A 16846-nucleotide genomic window follows, 5' to 3' on the forward strand; every position below is an offset into this window, starting at 1 on the left:
GTCAGACAGCCCGCAGCGACCGCATTATCCGCCGATCTTGCGCCGAAGCCAGCCGCTCCATCTTGCGGACGTCTGCATCTTCCAGATAGAGCGCGGTTTCGGCCCATGTATCAGTGATTTCGAGCAACTCTTCCAGACTCACCGGATTGGCAATTTTCCGGGCACGATAGACAGCCCGCTCGGCATGGAAGCGTTTGCGATTTTCCTTGGTATATTCGACGATCGCGGCTTCGCCCATTCCGTCGTCTGCCAATATGTCGACCACACCCATGTCGTAGAGCTGGGCCCCCGTATATAATTTGCCCTCGAGTATAAAGCGCTCGGTCTCCTTGCGGCTGAGACGCTGTCGCAGAAAGCTGTAGGCGCCCATTCCGGGAAAGAGATTGAACAGGATTTCCGGCAATCCCAGTCGCGCGCTTTTCTCTGCCACCAATATGTCGAACGCCAGAGCATGTTCGAAACCACCGCCCAGAGCATCGCCCTGCACCAGAGCCATTGTGATGATTGGCGCTCCAAAGCCGGTGCTGTTTTCATATTGCATATGGACACAGGTTCGGGCGTATTTTTTCAATGCCCCAAGGTCACGACGACGGATACAATCGGCAAAATGTTTCAAGTCTCCGCCGAGATTGTAGATCCCCGGGGTGTGCGAGGCAGCAACAAAATAGCGCAACGGGTCGGCAGCCTGATTACTTTTGGTCCCGTAGGTGGAATGGATCCAGTCCTGTACCTGCTGAATCTCTTCGCCCAGTGCATATGTGTAACTGGGACGCGATTTCTGGTTCATATAGCACCAGAATATTTCATCAGACCGATCAAATCTCAGGTCGATCTCGCTGAACTGTTTCGAGAATATATCCTGTTCCGCGACCGGTGGTGTCTGGACGAGCATGTCATTTGCCTCGATCGTCACATTACGATCCAACTCGTTGGCAGCGCGACTGCGAAAGTCCATATCATACTCCATGTCCGGCAAGATGTTCGACGATACTCAGCCTAACAAAACTCAATGCCTAATATGTAAAATTTTATGACATGACCCATTTCAATGCAAGTGAAACCGAGTTGTTTAGGTAACATGCTTAATAGACTCAGGAATTTTGTTATCTTTGAGTCATTTGCGTGAAAATATTTTCACATAATTCGTTAATATTCTGAAAGATAAGCCGCACATTCATGGTCGCCCTGCGCGCCTTTGGTATGCTTTCGCACGTTTCGGGTCACCCGGAGGCGTCCATTTTCAACCGGCGTCGGACTCTGCTCCAGCCGATTGATTGACCAGACCGCGAAAGGCACGAACGGCAGATCGATTGCCCTTGGTAACTTCAAAAACATCCTCCGCGATCGGCATCTCGACCCCATATTTCTTGGCCAGAGCGATGACCGTCGGAGCGCTTTTCACCCCCTCGGCGACCATGTGCATATCGGCGATGATTTCATCGATGTGCCGGCCTTTCCCCAACTCTACCCCGACATGGCGATTACGGCTTAGCGGGCTGGTACATGTTGCGATCATGTCCCCCATGCCGGTAAGGCCGGCAAATGTTTCAGACTTCCCGCCCATGGCAACGCCGAGCCGGGTTATTTCGGCCAGCCCCCTGGTAATCAATGCCGAACGGGTATTGTCTCCCGCGCCCAGACCATCGCCCATGCCAACCGCGATCGCGATGATATTCTTCAGAACTCCACCCAGCTCGCACCCCAGCAAGTCGGTATTGGTGTACACGCGGAACAGACCGGAGTGGAAAAGCTGCTGCAACTGTTTGACAATGATTTCGTCTTCCATCGAGATCACGCTCGCAGCCGCCTGCCCCGCCATGATTTCACGGGCCAGATTCGGGCCGGTCAGAACGCCTACCGGATGGCCCGGAAGCACTTCCTCTATCACCTCGGTCATCCGCTTGCTGGTGGACAGTTCCAAGCCCTTGGTCAGGCTGATGACCGGAACCCACGGCCTTAGAAATTGCTTCGCCTCTTCAAGAACCGCGCGGAAATTACTGGAAGGTATTCCCATCACCAGAACGTCCGCGCCCGACACGGCCTCTCCGATCTCGGACGTCGCCGTCAATGCAGGCGGCAATTTTATCTCGGGCAGATATTTGCTGTTGCGATGATGGGTGTTGATATCGTTGACGGTTTCAGGGTCACGGGCCCAGATTTTTATTGGCGCATTTCGTGAAACCAGGGAAGCCACCGTGGTGCCCCAAGAACCGCCCCCGAGCAATCCAACCTTCAATTCCATAACCACCCTCCATCGACGACTCCTCTAACGGGAACCAGTCTGCGCAAACTGCAGGGGATTTCAGTATTTTGCAAGAAACGCGAGATGATGCCTGGCGGTATCCTTCGGATTTTCGATCATGGGAATATGACCGACATCTTCGAACACCACCGATTCAGCATTGGGGATACCGTTTTCCAGCACGTCCACACAACTGACATCAATCAACTGGTCATGACGTCCCCAGATGATGAGCGTTGGTGCTTTTATCTGCCCGAGCTGGTCATTCAGCGGCTTTACAGTGCCGTCTTCGACCAATGTCCAGAAAATCTTGTCGAGCAATTCGCGATGGACGGCGAAATCCTCGTAGAAAATCTTGCGGAATTGTCCCGGGACTTTCATCGGTTTGTGGGCGACAAAAGCCATCATTCGCTTCACATCGTCAGGGCTGTGGATCTCCAGCGGATTCTTGCCGGACTGGGCCTCTTTCTGAAGCTCGCTTTCATTGGCTCCGATGACGCCGGCATTGTTGAACAAGGTCATCGACAGCAAGCGTTCGGGATAGTCCAGCGCAAAGCGCAGAGCCACAAAACCGCCCATGCTGTTGCCGCCAATATGGCATTTTTCTATGCCCATGGCGTCCAGAAAATCACGCACACGCGCAGCCTGGGTCACCATGTCATAGTCACGGCCAATATCGCGGATATTCTCTCCAAATCCCGGCAGGTCGGGAGCAATCAAACGATATTTGCCAACAATTTGCGGCGCATATATGGCCCAATTGTCCTTGTCGCCGCCAAAGCCGTGCAAAAGCACCAATGGCTCGCCATCGGCCGCTCCCCCTTCGAGATAAGGCCAGACGATGTCATCCACTTTGATCGACTTCGCCTTGAGCTTGCCTTTGCGCCGCAAACTGTTCCGCAGAAAGCCATATAATGTCCGTGGGAACAGCACGTAGAGCGCGATCAGCGACACCATCAGAAAACCAAGAATGGTCAGGAAGATTTCGACTGTTTCCACGTTACGCTCCTCTCGTCGCCAGCTGTCTGTCCAGCCAGTCGGTCATGTCGTTCAACACGATATCCTTTTCCGGCTCGTTGAAAATCTCGTGGAACAGTTCCGGATAGATTTTCAGCTGCTTTTCGGTCGAGGATAAATGGTGATCCAGAAATTCCGAACCATCCGCAGCGGCGAGGCTGTCCTTGCCGCCGTGCAGCAGAAGCATTGGCAGCCTTATCCGTCCGGCATTCTCCTGCACCATTGCCATATTGCCCAGCATTTCCGCCGCGAGCCTTGCTCCCATCTTGCCGTTATAGACGAGCGGGTCGGCAAGATAGTCGGCAACAACCTTCGGATCACGACTGACCCCGTTCGGATCAAGTTCGAGCACACCGAGCTTTGGAAAGAAGCGGGAAAGAAAGCCGCTTATCGCCTTGAGCGCCGCAGATGGTTCCTCGGCCGCCTTAATCGCCGGACCGGAAAGCACGCAGGCGGCAAATTTGTCCTGCCCGGCAAGCAGATAGGACGCGCTGATCAGGCCGCCCATGCTATGTCCGACAAGCAGGACCGGCAATTCTGCGAAATCCTGCTTCGCCTGTGCAAACAGCTGATCCACACCGTCGCGGAACACCGAAAAGTCCGGGACAAAGCCCGGTGTCCCATCCGATTTTCCGTGCCCCCAGTGATCAAGAGCGTAAACCGCATAGCCCTTGGCCACGCAATGTTCGGCAAAATACTGATAGCGTCCACTATGCTCGGCATAGCCATGCACGAGCAAAATGACGGCCTTGGGATCATTGTCCGGCAGCCATTTCTGCCAGAATAATTCCGCTCCGGCACCCTTCGAACCGAGCGCTAGCGTCAGCTTGCCGTTTTCATGGTTCAAGCGATTTTCCTTTTCACTACCAGCTCATGGTCGTGCGCCAGTTCATTTTCATAGGCGAACAAGATCCGGTCCAGCGTCTGACTGATCTTGGTCTGGGTCCGGACCATCTCGATTTTGGGCCAGGTGGTGCGCTCGCCGAGCTGGATCAATTCGGAAATATCCTCGACCGGCAGATTGCTCAGCAGCTTGGTCGGGCTCCAGAACATGGTGGGCCGAATGATATTGATGTCACCGGTGTAATCCTGATTGATCAGCGAGAGCGCCATATTCGCCATACTGTTCAGGCGCGGAAAATAGGACAAGGGCTTCTGCATGATCTCCACATTGGCGTTGAGCCAGGCCTTCATCGTCGCGGTGGAGGCGTTGCGGATCGATGACAGTGGATTGCGCGTTTGGCCGACATCCGTGGCGAACGGCGTTGCCAGTGGATTGGCCTGACTGACAATGTGATGATTGACGCCATAAAGCCGTGCCAGCCTTTTCACCGGCAGATCGTGCGTGACCGAGCCGTCAACCCATTTCCGGTTGGGCAAATAGGGAATCCGCTCGCCACGATGGTCTTTCGCCGCCAGTGTGACCGGCGGATAGATGCCCGGAACCGCACAGGACGCCAGGACCGCTTCGCGAATGAAGACATTGGGCGATGCAATGGCGTTGAGCAGCCGCGAGGTCTGGTGTTTTTCCGCCGGCGCGATGGACACGTTCAGGTGCCGGCCGGTAAGCTCATAGGCTTCCTGAAAGGTAAGGTCCGGCAGCAGGTCTGACAGACGCTGGCGTATCTCGTCGGCCCGCATCCGGCTGGGACTACCCAGCAGACTTGCAGCATCATCATTTTCGGGGCCCATGATCAAATTTTCCGGTTTGAAAAATGGCGGAATATCCTTGTCCGTGTGGGTACTGATCAATGCACCAACCACCGAACCGCCACTGGATCCGGACATGATATCGGGCAGCAGTCCCTCCTCCCAGAGCGCCTTGGCCACCCCGACATGAAAATAGAGATAGGCTCCGGAGCCGCTCATCAGAAAGGCCGAGCGTCCATAGCAATGCTGGGCGCGGCGAAAGAAATCGAGCTTTTCCTCAAACGGGATATCCGCAACCTTGTCGCTCGCAAGATATTCCAGCGAATTTGCAATCGCATCGACATAATCCTGGATCAGCTGCTTGGTGCCGAATTTGGCCTTCTGGTGAAGCCGGGCATGGCCCATCCCGTCCATATTGCCATGTATGCCCTCATTCAGAGCGTATAGCAGCCCGGCATTATCCTGCTCTTTCCATAGCCTGGAGAGCCGCTTCAGGCGCCGCCTAATGGAAGCGTGATCGAAATGCTTGCTTTCATCCGATCCCTTCCAGATATCGACTCCGGTAGATTTGTCGTGCGCTTTCGCGGCTTTCGACCATTCGGAATAGCTTTTGGCCTGGGCCATCGCTTTTTCCATTTTCAAAGTCGTGTTCAGGATCATATTGGGTCCACTCTTTCACCAAAATTACGCATGGTATCGCGCATCGCCCGTGTATCGTGCGACGTGCAAACAATCCGCTCCCTAATTCCTCTTCGATTTGTCGCGACTGACCGGTTTCGGTGCAACCGTCCTCGGCTTTTTCGCAACCCGTCGATACATCACCGATCCGTCACCGGAATCAGGCTGCTTTTTCGCAGTTTCGCTTGCTTTCTTGGGTTTTTTGACAACCTCGCTCGGCTTAGCATCTCGCAATTCATCAAAAGCCTTTTGCAGGCATTCCCTGAAAAACTCAATATCGGGCATGATCTTTCGGTCCGAGATGATGCTGAACGAGATTGTCCCGTTATAGCTCGGCGTAGCGATAAACAGTCCCATTCCATGGGCCAGCGGAGCAAGACCATATTGATGGGTCAGCTTGGCTCCGTTCATATAGAGCTGGATCTGCGGGCCGGGAACATTGGAAACCATGAGATTGCTCATTTTTGGCGCAAACCGTTCATCGGTCAATATCCGCGACACGCCGGCCATAGTCACACCTGGAATATGTTTCGACAAATCGGTCATGATGCGCGCGCTAAGACCGGACTTTGCCGCCTTGGTTTCGCGGGTCGTATCCCGGATCGCTGCCAGGCGCTCAATCGGGTCCGCGATATTCGACCAGATCTTGATCGTCATCGCCGATATGTTGGTACCCGGGTTGGATTCTTCACCAGACCGGCTGCGAGCGTTGACCGGAGCGACAGCCACCAGCGGTTCCTCCGGCAACTCCTTGTGCTTGGTCAGATAGCGGCGCAGAGCCCCGCTGCAAATCGCCAGCACCACATCATTGATCGTGGCTTCGGGCGCTTTGAGGCGCATTTTCTTGAGTTCGTCGAGGTCGAATGTTATCGCGTCAAACATCTTATGCGGCGTGACCGCAGCGTTGAAGCGCGTTTGAGGGACACCGGACTCCGTTTTCTCGGCGCTGCCAGTCAGATTTTTCTGCGCCGATGACAGCAGTGCCGGGGCAAATTTCATCAACGCCTGAGTTAGCTTGACCGGCGAGGTGACGGTGCTGTTGATCGCACGATTGAGGATTTCTGCGGTGGTCGGAAGAGCATTGGCCGCGATCTTGGTCTTGGGCAATGGAATGGCGGGAGTCCCATCGGGATCCTTGTCGGAGATTGCAGCAAAGAAATGCGCCCCGGAAACACCGTCGATGGTCGAATGATGGATCCGCGTCAAAATGGCATAGCTGCCCTTCGCATAGCCCGGAATATTATCAAGCCCTTCCAGCACATACATGTCCCAGAGCGGCCGGTTCATATCCAGCGGCTTGCTGTGATGGCGCGCGACATGAATACAAAATTGCCGCCAGTCCCCCGGTTCCGGCAAACGACTGTGCGAAATATGCGCTTCAAGATCAAAATGCTCGTCTTCTACCCAATAGGGATGATCGATATCCAGCGGCAGGCGGTATAATTTCCGCTTGAACATCGGCGAGATGTCCATCCGCTTGCGCATATGCTCGATAATATCCTTGAACCGCACTTTCCCGCCGGGAGCGGTCGAGGGGTCATAGATATAGACAGCCATCACATGCGTGAGATTGGTGGCGGACTGGATATAGAGAAACTGGGCGTCCTGCGCGCTCAGCTGGTTAATATTGCTCTGCTCGTTCATCAATCGTGTCCTTTCGACAGCGCGATCATTCAAATATCTTGTCGGCCAGAACTAGCAGCTCGAGCCGGGACTTTTCCATGCGCCGCGACAGCGCTCTGAATTTCCGCAACAATGCCTTGCGTTCTGCTATTGTCTCGGGGGTGGTTTCCCCGGTCAGCCCAAGTCCCGCCGCCATTCTGAAACCATTCTCAAACAGGATTTTTCCGATCGAAGATTCGCTGGTGATGCGCCGGAGAAGATAGGCCTGCCGACCTTCTTTCAATGCTGTTTCCACACAGCTTTTCTTGTCGATGGCATCGCCGGGTTCCAGCCGCGACAGGATATCCAGAACGATAGTATAGGCTTCTACGAAAGGCAGGAATACGGCGTGGCCGATCAGCGGCTGAAAGCGGTTGGTAAGACTGGTCAGCTTGACGCCTCCCTCCTCCAGCTTCGCCTCCCAGTTGGGGTCAGCCCGCTGTAATTCGGCTTTCAAATTCTCGCGATACTGCTGCTTCTCTGGATAGAAAAATTCGAATTTGAAGAGATCGCGAAGCCGGTCGGTTTCTTCCCAGAACACTTCGGCCGCATTACGGTCGCTGACCTCGCGCGCTTTCAGGACGGATAATTCGATAATCGCCTTGTCGAGAAAATGATGGATGATCGTGTTGCGATAATAGCTGGCAATCGGATGCTGGGCCGGTTCGATCGCATAGACCAGCGTAGAGCCTTTATCGTAGCGTACGAGCAGACCGTTATTGACCAATGTCTCGATAACACGCTGGACACCTTCCAGATTTTCATCCGTCAGGTCGTCGCTCATCCGGATATTCCGTTCGCGGGCCCAGCCGACGAGAAAGTTGATCACCGCGCGCAACTCGTCTTCCGTCATCGCTCGCGGCGCAGTGCCCAGCAGACACAGACACATCAGCGAAGTCAGGGTGAGCGGCGTAGCCCGATTGGCCTGTACCGCGACCTCGAACGCCATTTTCGACAGCGCCAGCCGATCATTCGGATTGGGCGCTTTCTTGACCACGACAGGCTCGCCGAAGTCGACATAGACCTTGCCCATCGGCTCGCGAAGACTGCGGAGATAGCCGATAAACCAGCTCAGGGATTCCGGCTTCTTGATCCTGCCGGTCTGCTCGCTGGCATATTCCTCGACATCGCGGATCAGATCGAAACTGGTGACCACGGGGATGATATGGACATTTTCGATATCGTTGCTGTGCGCACTGTCCATCACATATTTGAGCAGACCATAGCGCGGCGGCATCAGCTTGCCGAGCCGGGAGCGTGTGCCTTCAAAGGCCCAGGTCATCGGGAAGCGCTTTTCCAGCAGGTAGCTGACATAATAGCGCAGGACGAGCTTGTAGACCGGATTATTCTCGAAACTCCGGCGAATGAAGATGGTGCCGGCACGGCGCAGCATGAAGCCCAGACCGAAAAAGTCCAGATTGATGCCGCCAAACAGATGAATAAGCGGCAAGTCGTTTTGATAGGCAAGATCGGTAGCGGTCACGCCATCAATATAAGTTTTGTGAGTGAACAATAGCAGCGTCGGATGTTCCCGCATGGTCTGGCGCAAGCGGGTCAGTTCCTTGCGGTTGAAGACCACCTCGTCATCATAGCCCTGCGACAGCATGAACCGGTCGAGCTTGGCCTTCATGTCAATGAAAAGCGGGCTCGGTCGTGCGATCAGCTCCCTCATATATTTCGCGGCCTGTTCGTGCAGCTCGGCCTCGCTTTCGCCGCGTTCGGCGGCGAGCTGCGTCATCGCGGACCGAAAGCGCGCATCGCTGCGCAGGCCGTCGGCCACATGCCGGGGCACTTTGTAACGCCGTCCGCGCAATCCGCGCTCGGCAATGTCCAGCACCAGACCGGCCTGACGCACGACAAAGGCTGCAAATTCTTTGTTGTCGGTCTGGTTGTAATCCTTGCTGAGTTCTGCAAAATTCTGCTTCAACTCGCCGATAGTTGCGGGCTGGCCGATCAGACACTGGGCGCGCCGCTTGTTGCGCAAAAGAATCGACCGGGCGCGAAAGCTTCCGGGATTGCGCGGGTCCCCGAAAATGACGTGGCGCATTTTGACGGCGCGACTTTTTTCGAAATTGGGAATGCGCCAGGCGATGCGAACGGGGACCACAAGCGTATCCGGACTGTCCTTCAGCTTTTCCTCGAGACGCGCCAGCCGCATTTTGGCTCGTTCGTCCGATATCGGCAGGCTCACCCAGTTGAGCGTTTCATCTGCACCAATGCCCGGCATCGAGGTCTGTATCCAGTTGAGCAGATAGCGCCGCTCGACTCCGTTGCGCGCATCGATGATGAATAATTTGGGGCCTTGCGCCAGCAGCGGGCCGGAACTTGCTATTTGCGCTGCTTCGTCCATCCCCACTCCTCGACTGCAGCCTATTCAGCCGCTTCCATTTTTGACGACTTTCTCGCGGCGGGCTTGCTAGACGGGGTAGATCGACTGGCCGCCCGCTTTGCAACGGGCTTTTTTGTTACTGTCTTTTTGGCGCCGGTTTTCCGGGTCGCGGGTTTCTTTCGCGCTGTGCTGCTTTTCTCTGGCGCGCGATCCTCGCTCACGAGAGCCTCAAGCGCGTCTTCTTCTTCCGCCTGTCCCAGAGCCTTAAGGAACATTCCTCGCACTTCTGCAACATGTTGGTTCATCGTCCGGCTGGTCCATTTGCTGGTATCGACCGCAGGCAGCACGTCCACACGCACCTTGGCAGGACGCATCAGAAATTCGTTCTTGGGCGCAACATCGCCGGCATTGTGAATGACAATCGGTACCATCGGCACACCCGCCTGGATCGCCATATGGAAAGCACCCTTTTTGAAGGGCCCCAGTTTCGGCGAAAGCGTGCGCGTGCCCTCCGGCGCGATGACGATGGACTTGCCATCAACTTTGACCGCATCAATCAGCGGCGCCATTGCCTTGATCGCGCTTCCGGCATTGGCCCGATCAATGAAAACCGTGCCTGCCAGTTCCATCAGTTTGCCGATTACCGGCGTGTCGCGGACCTCTTTCTTGGCCACACCGCCCATGTCCCGGCGGATCAGCTTGGCGAGAATCATGACATCCGCCTTGCTCTGGTGGTTGAAGACGAAGATGCAGGGACGCGACGTCCAGAGATTTTCCTCGCCGGTCACTTCCAGCTCGCAGCCGGTCAGCGCGGTCGCCAGGTCGCCGAACAGTCCGGTAGAGAAATTCATCGCCTCGCGCTTCGATCCGGTGAGTGCCCAGATCGGCAGCGACGCCACCGCCGAGCCAATCAGCGATCCAGTGGCATAGATCGTCCGGACATAATCCACCGGCTTGCCCTGCCCCCGGCTTTCATATTTTTCCAGCGGCCAGCCATGTTCCCGCGCCGCTTCGCGCAATTTCGAGTTGGGGTTCAGCGGCCGCGGCTTGCCGACGCGTTCGAGCAGTTCGATGTCGTCATAACTGTCGGAATAGAAATAGCTCTCGTCCAGATCCAGCCCATATTCGGCAGCAAGCCCTTCTGCGGCAATGACCTTGCCCTCGCCGAAGCACAGGGGACGAACGATGTTACCGGTAAACTCGCCATTCTCGACTTCATATTGCGAACACAGCACATGCTCGATGTCGAGGTCGCGGGCCGTAGGCTCGATCTGGTAAATGGTCGCGGAGGAAACGATCGCAATTGTATGCCCCTTTGCGCGATGCGCCTCGATCAGCGCCCGTGCTTCGGGATAGACTTTGCGCGCAATATGCTTTTCGTAAAGTTCTTCGCCAAATTCGAAGTAGCTGTCCTCGGTCACGCCCTTCATGAATTTCGCCGCGCCCGACATCAGCCCGGAGAATCCCATGTTGCCGGTGCTATATTGGGCCATCACATTGATCGTTTCGACGACTTCCTCGGCGGTCATTTCGCGCCGCTTGATTTTCTCCCACAACATCGCAGTGGCCGAATAGCCGGCGATTATGGTGCCATCAAAATCGAAAAGAGCGGCGATGTGCGGCCCTTCCGGAGCGTCCAGCACATCTTGTAGATGGGATTGATATTCAGCCGATTTAGTCTTGGTCATGCAAATGTCCTTCGCCGAAAGCCCATCGTGCCAAAAAACAGCAGCATTTCCCAGCTAATATTGGCGAAATATGCAATTCACTCCGCGATCGGCGATGAAAGTCCCCTTATGGTTCACTTGTGACCGAAGGATGAAGATTTTGCAATCAACCGACGGGGACGATGCAAACCCGCATTTCTTTCCCGCAATCCTCTGGACTGCTCAGGGAAAGTCCATTTTCGCGGCAATGGTTCGCTGGATCACGGTTATCACACATAATGCCGCATAGCCTCCGGCGATGACGGCAAAATACTGGGGTAACAGGCACATCAGGACAAAGGCAGTGATGGTTTCCGTGCCTTCGGCGAGGCCCGTATTGTAGAAGAAGCTTTTCTTGCCATGCGCCTCGGTTTCGCGACCCGTCTTGGCCGCCAATATGGCATAAGCGAGAAAGCTGATCCCGGTGAGCGTAAAACTGGCAATCAGGATCATTGCAAAGGGCAGATTGGCCGGGACGGCGAAGCCGAAGCCGAGCGGGACCGCGACGTAAAAGGCAAAATCGCAGACAATATCAAGATAGCCGCCGAAATCGGTTTGCTTGGTCGCGCGCGCGATCGCGCCGTCGAGGCCATCGAGGATGCGGCTCACCAGAACCAGCCCGAGCCCCAGGAGATAGTGCTGATAGCCAATTGCCACACCCGCAGCGATTCCGAAAACTGCGCCCGCGAGCGTGACCTGATTGGCGGAGACACCTGCCCGCGCCAGCCCCTTGCCAATGGCATTGAGCGGTGGATCTATCAGCGGTCTTATCTTGGAATCCAGCATGTCCCGCCCCTTAGGTAAAGGTTATCAGACCAATCACCGCCCCGGTCATCGCGGTGGCGCAATTGCCGACGATCCAGCTTTTCATGCCCAGGCCCGCCACTTCGACGCGCCGCGATGGCGCCAGCGTGCCGATGGTCGACACCAGCAATCCGACGCTGGCGAGATTGGCGAAACCGCACAAGGCATAGACGACAATCAGCTGGCTGCGCGGATCAAAGGTCCCCTCCGGCAGCGTCGACAGATCAAGATAGGCGACATATTCGTTGAGAATGGTCTTGGTACCCATCAATGCGCCAGCGGCCGGTGCCTGGTCCCAGGGCACGCCCAGGGTCCACATCAGCGGCGCAAACAGCCAGCCGAACGCGCGTCTGATCGTCACTGCCTGCCCGTCGACAAGCGGCAGAACGGTAAGCATCTGGTCGACCAGCGCCACCAGCGCAAAGACCACGAGGATGATCCCGATTACCGCCAGAAAGACCTGCACACCTTCCATCGTCCCGCGGACAATGGCATCAATGCTGCCGTCATATTTGAGTCCCGGCTGTTCATCGCCGGTCTCGGTCTTGCCGTCACCGGGCACCATCAGGCGGGCCAGCAGTATCGCGGCTGGCAGCGAGATCAGCGAGGCGGAAATCATGTGGCCGACCGCATTGGGCACGGTGGCGGACAGGGTGGAAGCGTAGAGCACAAGTATCGCGCCGGAGATGGTCGACATCGCCAGCACCATGACCATGAACAGTTCCGCGCGGCTCATCTTCTCGAAATAGGCGCGCAATATCAAAGGCGATTCCACCACGCCGAGGAAGATATTCGCGCCGCCGCTCAGCCCGACCACGCCGCTCACGCCCATAGTCTTGCGCAAGGCCCAGGACAGGCCGCGAACAATCCACGCGAGCACACCCCAGTGCCACAGCAGGGCGGACAGCGCCGAGAAGACGATGACCAGAGGCAATATCTGGAAGGCGATGATTAGCGGCGGCTCGGCGCCTTCCTTCAGGACAAAGGGCAGTTCTGCCCCGCCGGCATAGCCGAACATATAGGAGGATCCGACCAGCGTCGCTTTCTCGATTGCCATTACGCCCTGATCGGCGAGACCGATGATGTCCCAGACAAAGGGCACCCGGACAATTATCAGCGCGATGGCAAATTGCAGCAGCAGCGCCCCGCCGATCCATTTCCAGCCAGGCCGGGCCTGCCGGTTTTCGGACAGCAGCCAGACAAAGACAAGGATCAGCGACAGGCCAATCAGGCCCTGGCCTTGCTGCAGGATATCCATCATCCGCGCATCCATTTGTGATAGCGCTCGACCCAGCGCAGCAGCCCTTCCGGCGCATGCGCTCGCTTCCATTCGCCGGCGGCATATTTATTGGCTTCGGCCATGGTCGGATAGGTGTGGATCGTGCCCAAAATCTTGTTGAGGCCGAGCTTGTATTTCATCGCCAGCACATATTCCGCCAGTAATTCCCCCGCATGATCACCGACAATCGTCACACCCAAAATCCTGTCCTTGCCCGGCGGGGTCAGCACTTTGACAAAGCCCTGCGTGGCGCTGTCCGCAATCGCCCGGTCCAGTTCGTGCATCGGGTAGGTCGTGACTTCATAGGCAATGCCCTGCGCTCTCGCGTCCTGTTCGTTCAGGCCGACCCGGGCGATCTCGGGATCGATGAAGGTGGTCCACGGGATCACGCGATAGTCGGCCTTGAACTTGCGGAACTGGCCGAACAGCGCGTTGACCGACGCATACCAGGCCTGATGCGAGGCGACATGGGTGAACTGATAGGGTCCGGCGACGTCACCGGCAGCGAAGATATTGGGATAGAGCGTCGCCAGATAGTCATCGGTGATGACCGTGCGGTCGGTTTCGATGCCCAGCTCTTCCAGACCAAATCCACTCAGGCGCGCGCTGCGCCCGACCGCAACCACGAGAGCATCAAAAGCGATGCTCTTCTCTTTGCTATCTGCGGACAGGATCAGCCGTTTCTCACCGTCCACCAGCTCGCAGCGGATCGCATCATGGCCGGTCAAGACCTCGACTCCCGATTGTTGCTGCGCGGCGAGGGCCAGTTCGGCGACCTCGTCATCTTCCCGCGCCAGCAGGCGGTCCGAACGCTCCACTTGCACCACCTCCGCTCCCAGCCGGGCAAAAGCCTGACTCAGCTCGCAGCCAATCGGGCCGCCGCCGAGTATGATCATCCGCTTGGGAATATCCTCCATCTGCGCGAATTCTTCCCAGAGTGTATCGCTGGTGACATAGCCGACGTCATCAAGACCGGGCAGATCGGGGACGAAGGGCCGCCCGCCGGTGGCAATGACGATGGAACGCGTGGTCAGCCTCTGTGTCTCGCCATCTTCGCGCTTTATTTCGACGGTCCAGGGATCGATGATCGTCGCATAGCCCTTCACCACGTCGACGCCGAGCCCGGTATAGCGCTCGACGCTGTCATGCGGCTCGATCTCCGCGATAATGCCGTGGATACGCTGCATCACCGCCTTGAAGCTATATTTTGGCTCGACCTTGTCCAGCCCGTAAACATCACCGTTGCGCATCTGCTCGGCGACCTTGGCGCTTTTGATCAGCGCCTTGCTGGGTACGCAGCCATAGTTGAGACAGTCGCCGCCCATTTTCGATGCTTCCACCAGAGTCACCTTGGCCTTGACCGTCGCCGCAATATAGGAAGACACCAGACCGGCGGCACCGGCGCCGATCACCACCATATTGCGGTCATATTTTTTCGGTCTGGTCCAGCGCGCATAGACTTTCCGGCGTTTGATCAGTCCGACGATCCACTTGCCGATCCACGGCGTCAGGCCGAGCGCGGCGAAGGACAGCAGCAGAACCGGCGAACCGATATCGCTGACTTCATCTATATTGGCCAGTTGCGTGCCGGCGTTGACATAGACAATGGTCCCCAGCAGCATGCCGATCTGGCTGACGATATAGAATGTCCGGGCCTTTATCGCGGTCAGCCCCATCAGCAGGTTGATCAGGAAGAAGGGAAAGATTGGCACCAGCCTCAGCGTCAGCAGATAGAATGGCCCGTCTTTTTCGACACCGTTATCTATCGCCTTCAACCGGTCGCCAAACCGCGCCTTGATCGTGTCACGGAACAGATAGCGGGACGAGAGAAAGGCGATGGTCGCGCCGATGGATGATGCGAAGGAGACAATGATCGTACCGGTAACAACACCGAACAGCGCGCCTGCTGCCAGCGTCAAAATGAGCGCACCAGGCAGGGATGCAGCCGTTGTCACCACATAGACCAGAAAGAAGATGCCGATGACCAGAACGGGCGCGGCCCGATATTGGGCGTCAAAGGCCGCTTGCTGTTCTTTCAGATTGGCCAGCGTCAGTTGCGAACCCAGGTCAAAAGAGAAGAAGCTGGCGATGGCGATGGCGAACAGAACAAGGATCAGTATTTTTTTCATGTCGCTCTTTCCGTACGGCGTGGCGCCGTTGCAATGACCAGCTGTGAATATGAACTCCTATATGGAGCTTCCAAGCGCTTTGGAAGCTAGCGCAATTTCCGGTTCAGGTAGAGTTTCTTTTATACCCTCGAGCATTATTCGTCCGATTGCGTTGCTGGAACGGAAGCGCCAGGCTCCACCACAGCTCGGCCGGACTGTCGATCTGATATTCCTCGAGTCCGATGGTCATCTTGTCATGGCCGGCTTCCGGCTGCGCGATATAGGTGCCGAATATCCGGTCCCACAGGGCGATGCTGAAACCATAATTGCTGTCCGTCTCGCCGCGCACGGTAGAATGATGGACCCGGTGCATGTCCGGGGTAACGAGTAACAGGCGCAAGCCTTTGTCCAGCCATTGGGGCAACCGCAAATTGCTGTGGTTGAACATCGCGCACAGGTTGAGCAACAACGCAAAGACGAACACCGCCAGCGGGCTCGGACCGAGCAACAGCACCAGCCCGCATTTGTACAGCATCGACAGGATCATCTCGACCGGGTGGAAACGTATCGCCGTGGTTACGTCAATGTCGCGGTCAGCGTGGTGAACCTTGTGAACAGCCCAGAGCAGCGGGATTTTGTGGGTCGCGATATGCTGGCCATAGATCGCCAGATCGAGCAGGATCAAGGCGAGCGCAAATTCCACCCAAACCGGCCAGTCGGTCCAGTTGAACAGGCCGATCTGGTTTTGTGCCGCCAAGCCAGCGACGGCAATCGCCGCGACCGGGCCCATCAGGCGGAGCGCGACGCTGTCCAGAATGATGAAAATAATATTGGTGCGCCAGCGCCGGAACCGCGCCAGCAGGCGCTTGCGACGCGGAAATATGGCCTCGCTCAGCGCCAGAATTGCAAATAGCAGGACGGACAGTAGCAGGCCATGTAACGCAAGATCATCTGTCATGAATGGGATTGTCGCTTCGCCATTTCGCTTTCCTGCTACGGAAAAATACTATCGCCGCCCTATAGCAGAGATCGCGCCCATATAAGCGCATATTCTGTAACTCTCAGTTTCTTGGGGGTTTCAGGCAGAGGCCACGCCCATCCCCTGCCCATCTTCACGAGGATTTTTCATCACAGTCCAATATGGGTTGCAGCGCTGCGAGATGATCGCTAGATGCTGCCCCGTCTATGAGGTGCGTTGGCTGAGTGGTCGAAAGCGCCGCACTCGAAATGCGGTATGCCAGCAATGGTATCTAGGGTTCGAATCCCTAACGCACCTCCACAGACATGGCCGGCTTCACAGGCTCGACAGCTTCTGCTGTCCGGGCGACCAGTCGGGCCTGTTCCCGGAGACCGGCAAGCCGCACATTATCA

Annotated in this window: 12 protein-coding genes and 1 tRNA gene; 1 reads left to right on the forward strand and 12 read right to left on the reverse strand. The window is 56.4% G+C overall.

Annotated elements, in window-relative coordinates:
* Position 1: 1 nt before the first annotated feature.
* The 12 genes from SPHFLASMR4Y_RS05680 to SPHFLASMR4Y_RS05735 form a co-directional block, all read right to left on the reverse strand.
* Positions 2 to 955, reverse strand: a complete 954-nt coding sequence (locus SPHFLASMR4Y_RS05680; RefSeq protein WP_186266051.1) for a crotonase/enoyl-CoA hydratase family protein — start codon at positions 953 to 955, stop codon at positions 2 to 4.
* 285 nt (positions 956 to 1240) lie between these two features.
* A complete protein-coding gene (locus tag SPHFLASMR4Y_RS05685; protein ID WP_089132694.1) occupies positions 1241 to 2242 on the reverse strand; it encodes an NAD(P)H-dependent glycerol-3-phosphate dehydrogenase in 1002 nt (333 codons plus the stop codon).
* A gap of 60 nt (positions 2243 to 2302) precedes the next feature.
* Entirely contained in the window at positions 2303 to 3241 is a 939-nt protein-coding gene (locus SPHFLASMR4Y_RS05690) for an alpha/beta fold hydrolase (RefSeq protein ID WP_260807085.1), read from the reverse strand.
* A 1-nt stretch (position 3242) separates the two neighbouring features.
* Positions 3243 to 4106: an alpha/beta hydrolase gene (locus SPHFLASMR4Y_RS05695; protein ID WP_260807086.1), complete on the reverse strand. Its 864-nt coding sequence runs from the start codon at positions 4104 to 4106 to the stop codon at positions 3243 to 3245.
* A complete protein-coding gene (locus tag SPHFLASMR4Y_RS05700; RefSeq protein WP_089132695.1) occupies positions 4103 to 5569 on the reverse strand; it encodes a DUF3336 domain-containing protein in 1467 nt (488 codons plus the stop codon). The genes SPHFLASMR4Y_RS05695 and SPHFLASMR4Y_RS05700 overlap by 4 nt, the downstream gene beginning before the upstream one ends.
* Before the next feature lie 81 nt (positions 5570 to 5650).
* A complete protein-coding gene (locus SPHFLASMR4Y_RS05705; RefSeq protein WP_089132696.1) occupies positions 5651 to 7231 on the reverse strand; it encodes a WS/DGAT/MGAT family O-acyltransferase in 1581 nt (526 codons plus the stop codon).
* A 25-nt stretch (positions 7232 to 7256) separates the two neighbouring features.
* Positions 7257 to 9599 (reverse strand): glycerol-3-phosphate 1-O-acyltransferase, encoded by a 2343-nt coding sequence (locus SPHFLASMR4Y_RS05710; RefSeq protein WP_089132697.1) that lies wholly within the window; start codon positions 9597 to 9599, stop codon positions 7257 to 7259.
* A gap of 20 nt (positions 9600 to 9619) precedes the next feature.
* Positions 9620 to 11266: an HAD-IB family hydrolase gene (locus SPHFLASMR4Y_RS05715; RefSeq protein WP_089132698.1), complete on the reverse strand. Its 1647-nt coding sequence runs from the start codon at positions 11264 to 11266 to the stop codon at positions 9620 to 9622.
* 201 nt (positions 11267 to 11467) lie between these two features.
* Complete coding sequence (locus SPHFLASMR4Y_RS05720) at positions 11468 to 12070, reverse strand: CDP-alcohol phosphatidyltransferase family protein (RefSeq protein ID WP_089132699.1); 603 nt, start codon at positions 12068 to 12070, stop codon at positions 11468 to 11470.
* A gap of 10 nt (positions 12071 to 12080) precedes the next feature.
* A complete protein-coding gene (locus tag SPHFLASMR4Y_RS05725; RefSeq protein WP_260807087.1) occupies positions 12081 to 13349 on the reverse strand; it encodes a NupC/NupG family nucleoside CNT transporter in 1269 nt (422 codons plus the stop codon).
* Positions 13346 to 15496: an FAD-dependent oxidoreductase gene (locus tag SPHFLASMR4Y_RS05730; protein ID WP_089132700.1), complete on the reverse strand. Its 2151-nt coding sequence runs from the start codon at positions 15494 to 15496 to the stop codon at positions 13346 to 13348. The genes SPHFLASMR4Y_RS05725 and SPHFLASMR4Y_RS05730 overlap by 4 nt, the downstream gene beginning before the upstream one ends.
* 103 nt (positions 15497 to 15599) lie before the next feature.
* A complete protein-coding gene (locus tag SPHFLASMR4Y_RS05735; protein ID WP_089132701.1) occupies positions 15600 to 16433 on the reverse strand; it encodes a sterol desaturase family protein in 834 nt (277 codons plus the stop codon).
* A gap of 231 nt (positions 16434 to 16664) precedes the next feature.
* On the opposite strand from SPHFLASMR4Y_RS05735, the gene SPHFLASMR4Y_RS05740 reads away from it, so the two are divergent.
* A tRNA-Ser gene (locus SPHFLASMR4Y_RS05740) sits at positions 16665 to 16754 on the forward strand.
* Positions 16755 to 16846 lie beyond the last annotated feature (92 nt).

It is taken from the genome of Sphingorhabdus sp. SMR4y (genome assembly GCF_002218195.1).
In the GTDB taxonomy this organism is placed as follows: Bacteria; Pseudomonadota; Alphaproteobacteria; order Sphingomonadales; family Sphingomonadaceae; genus Parasphingorhabdus.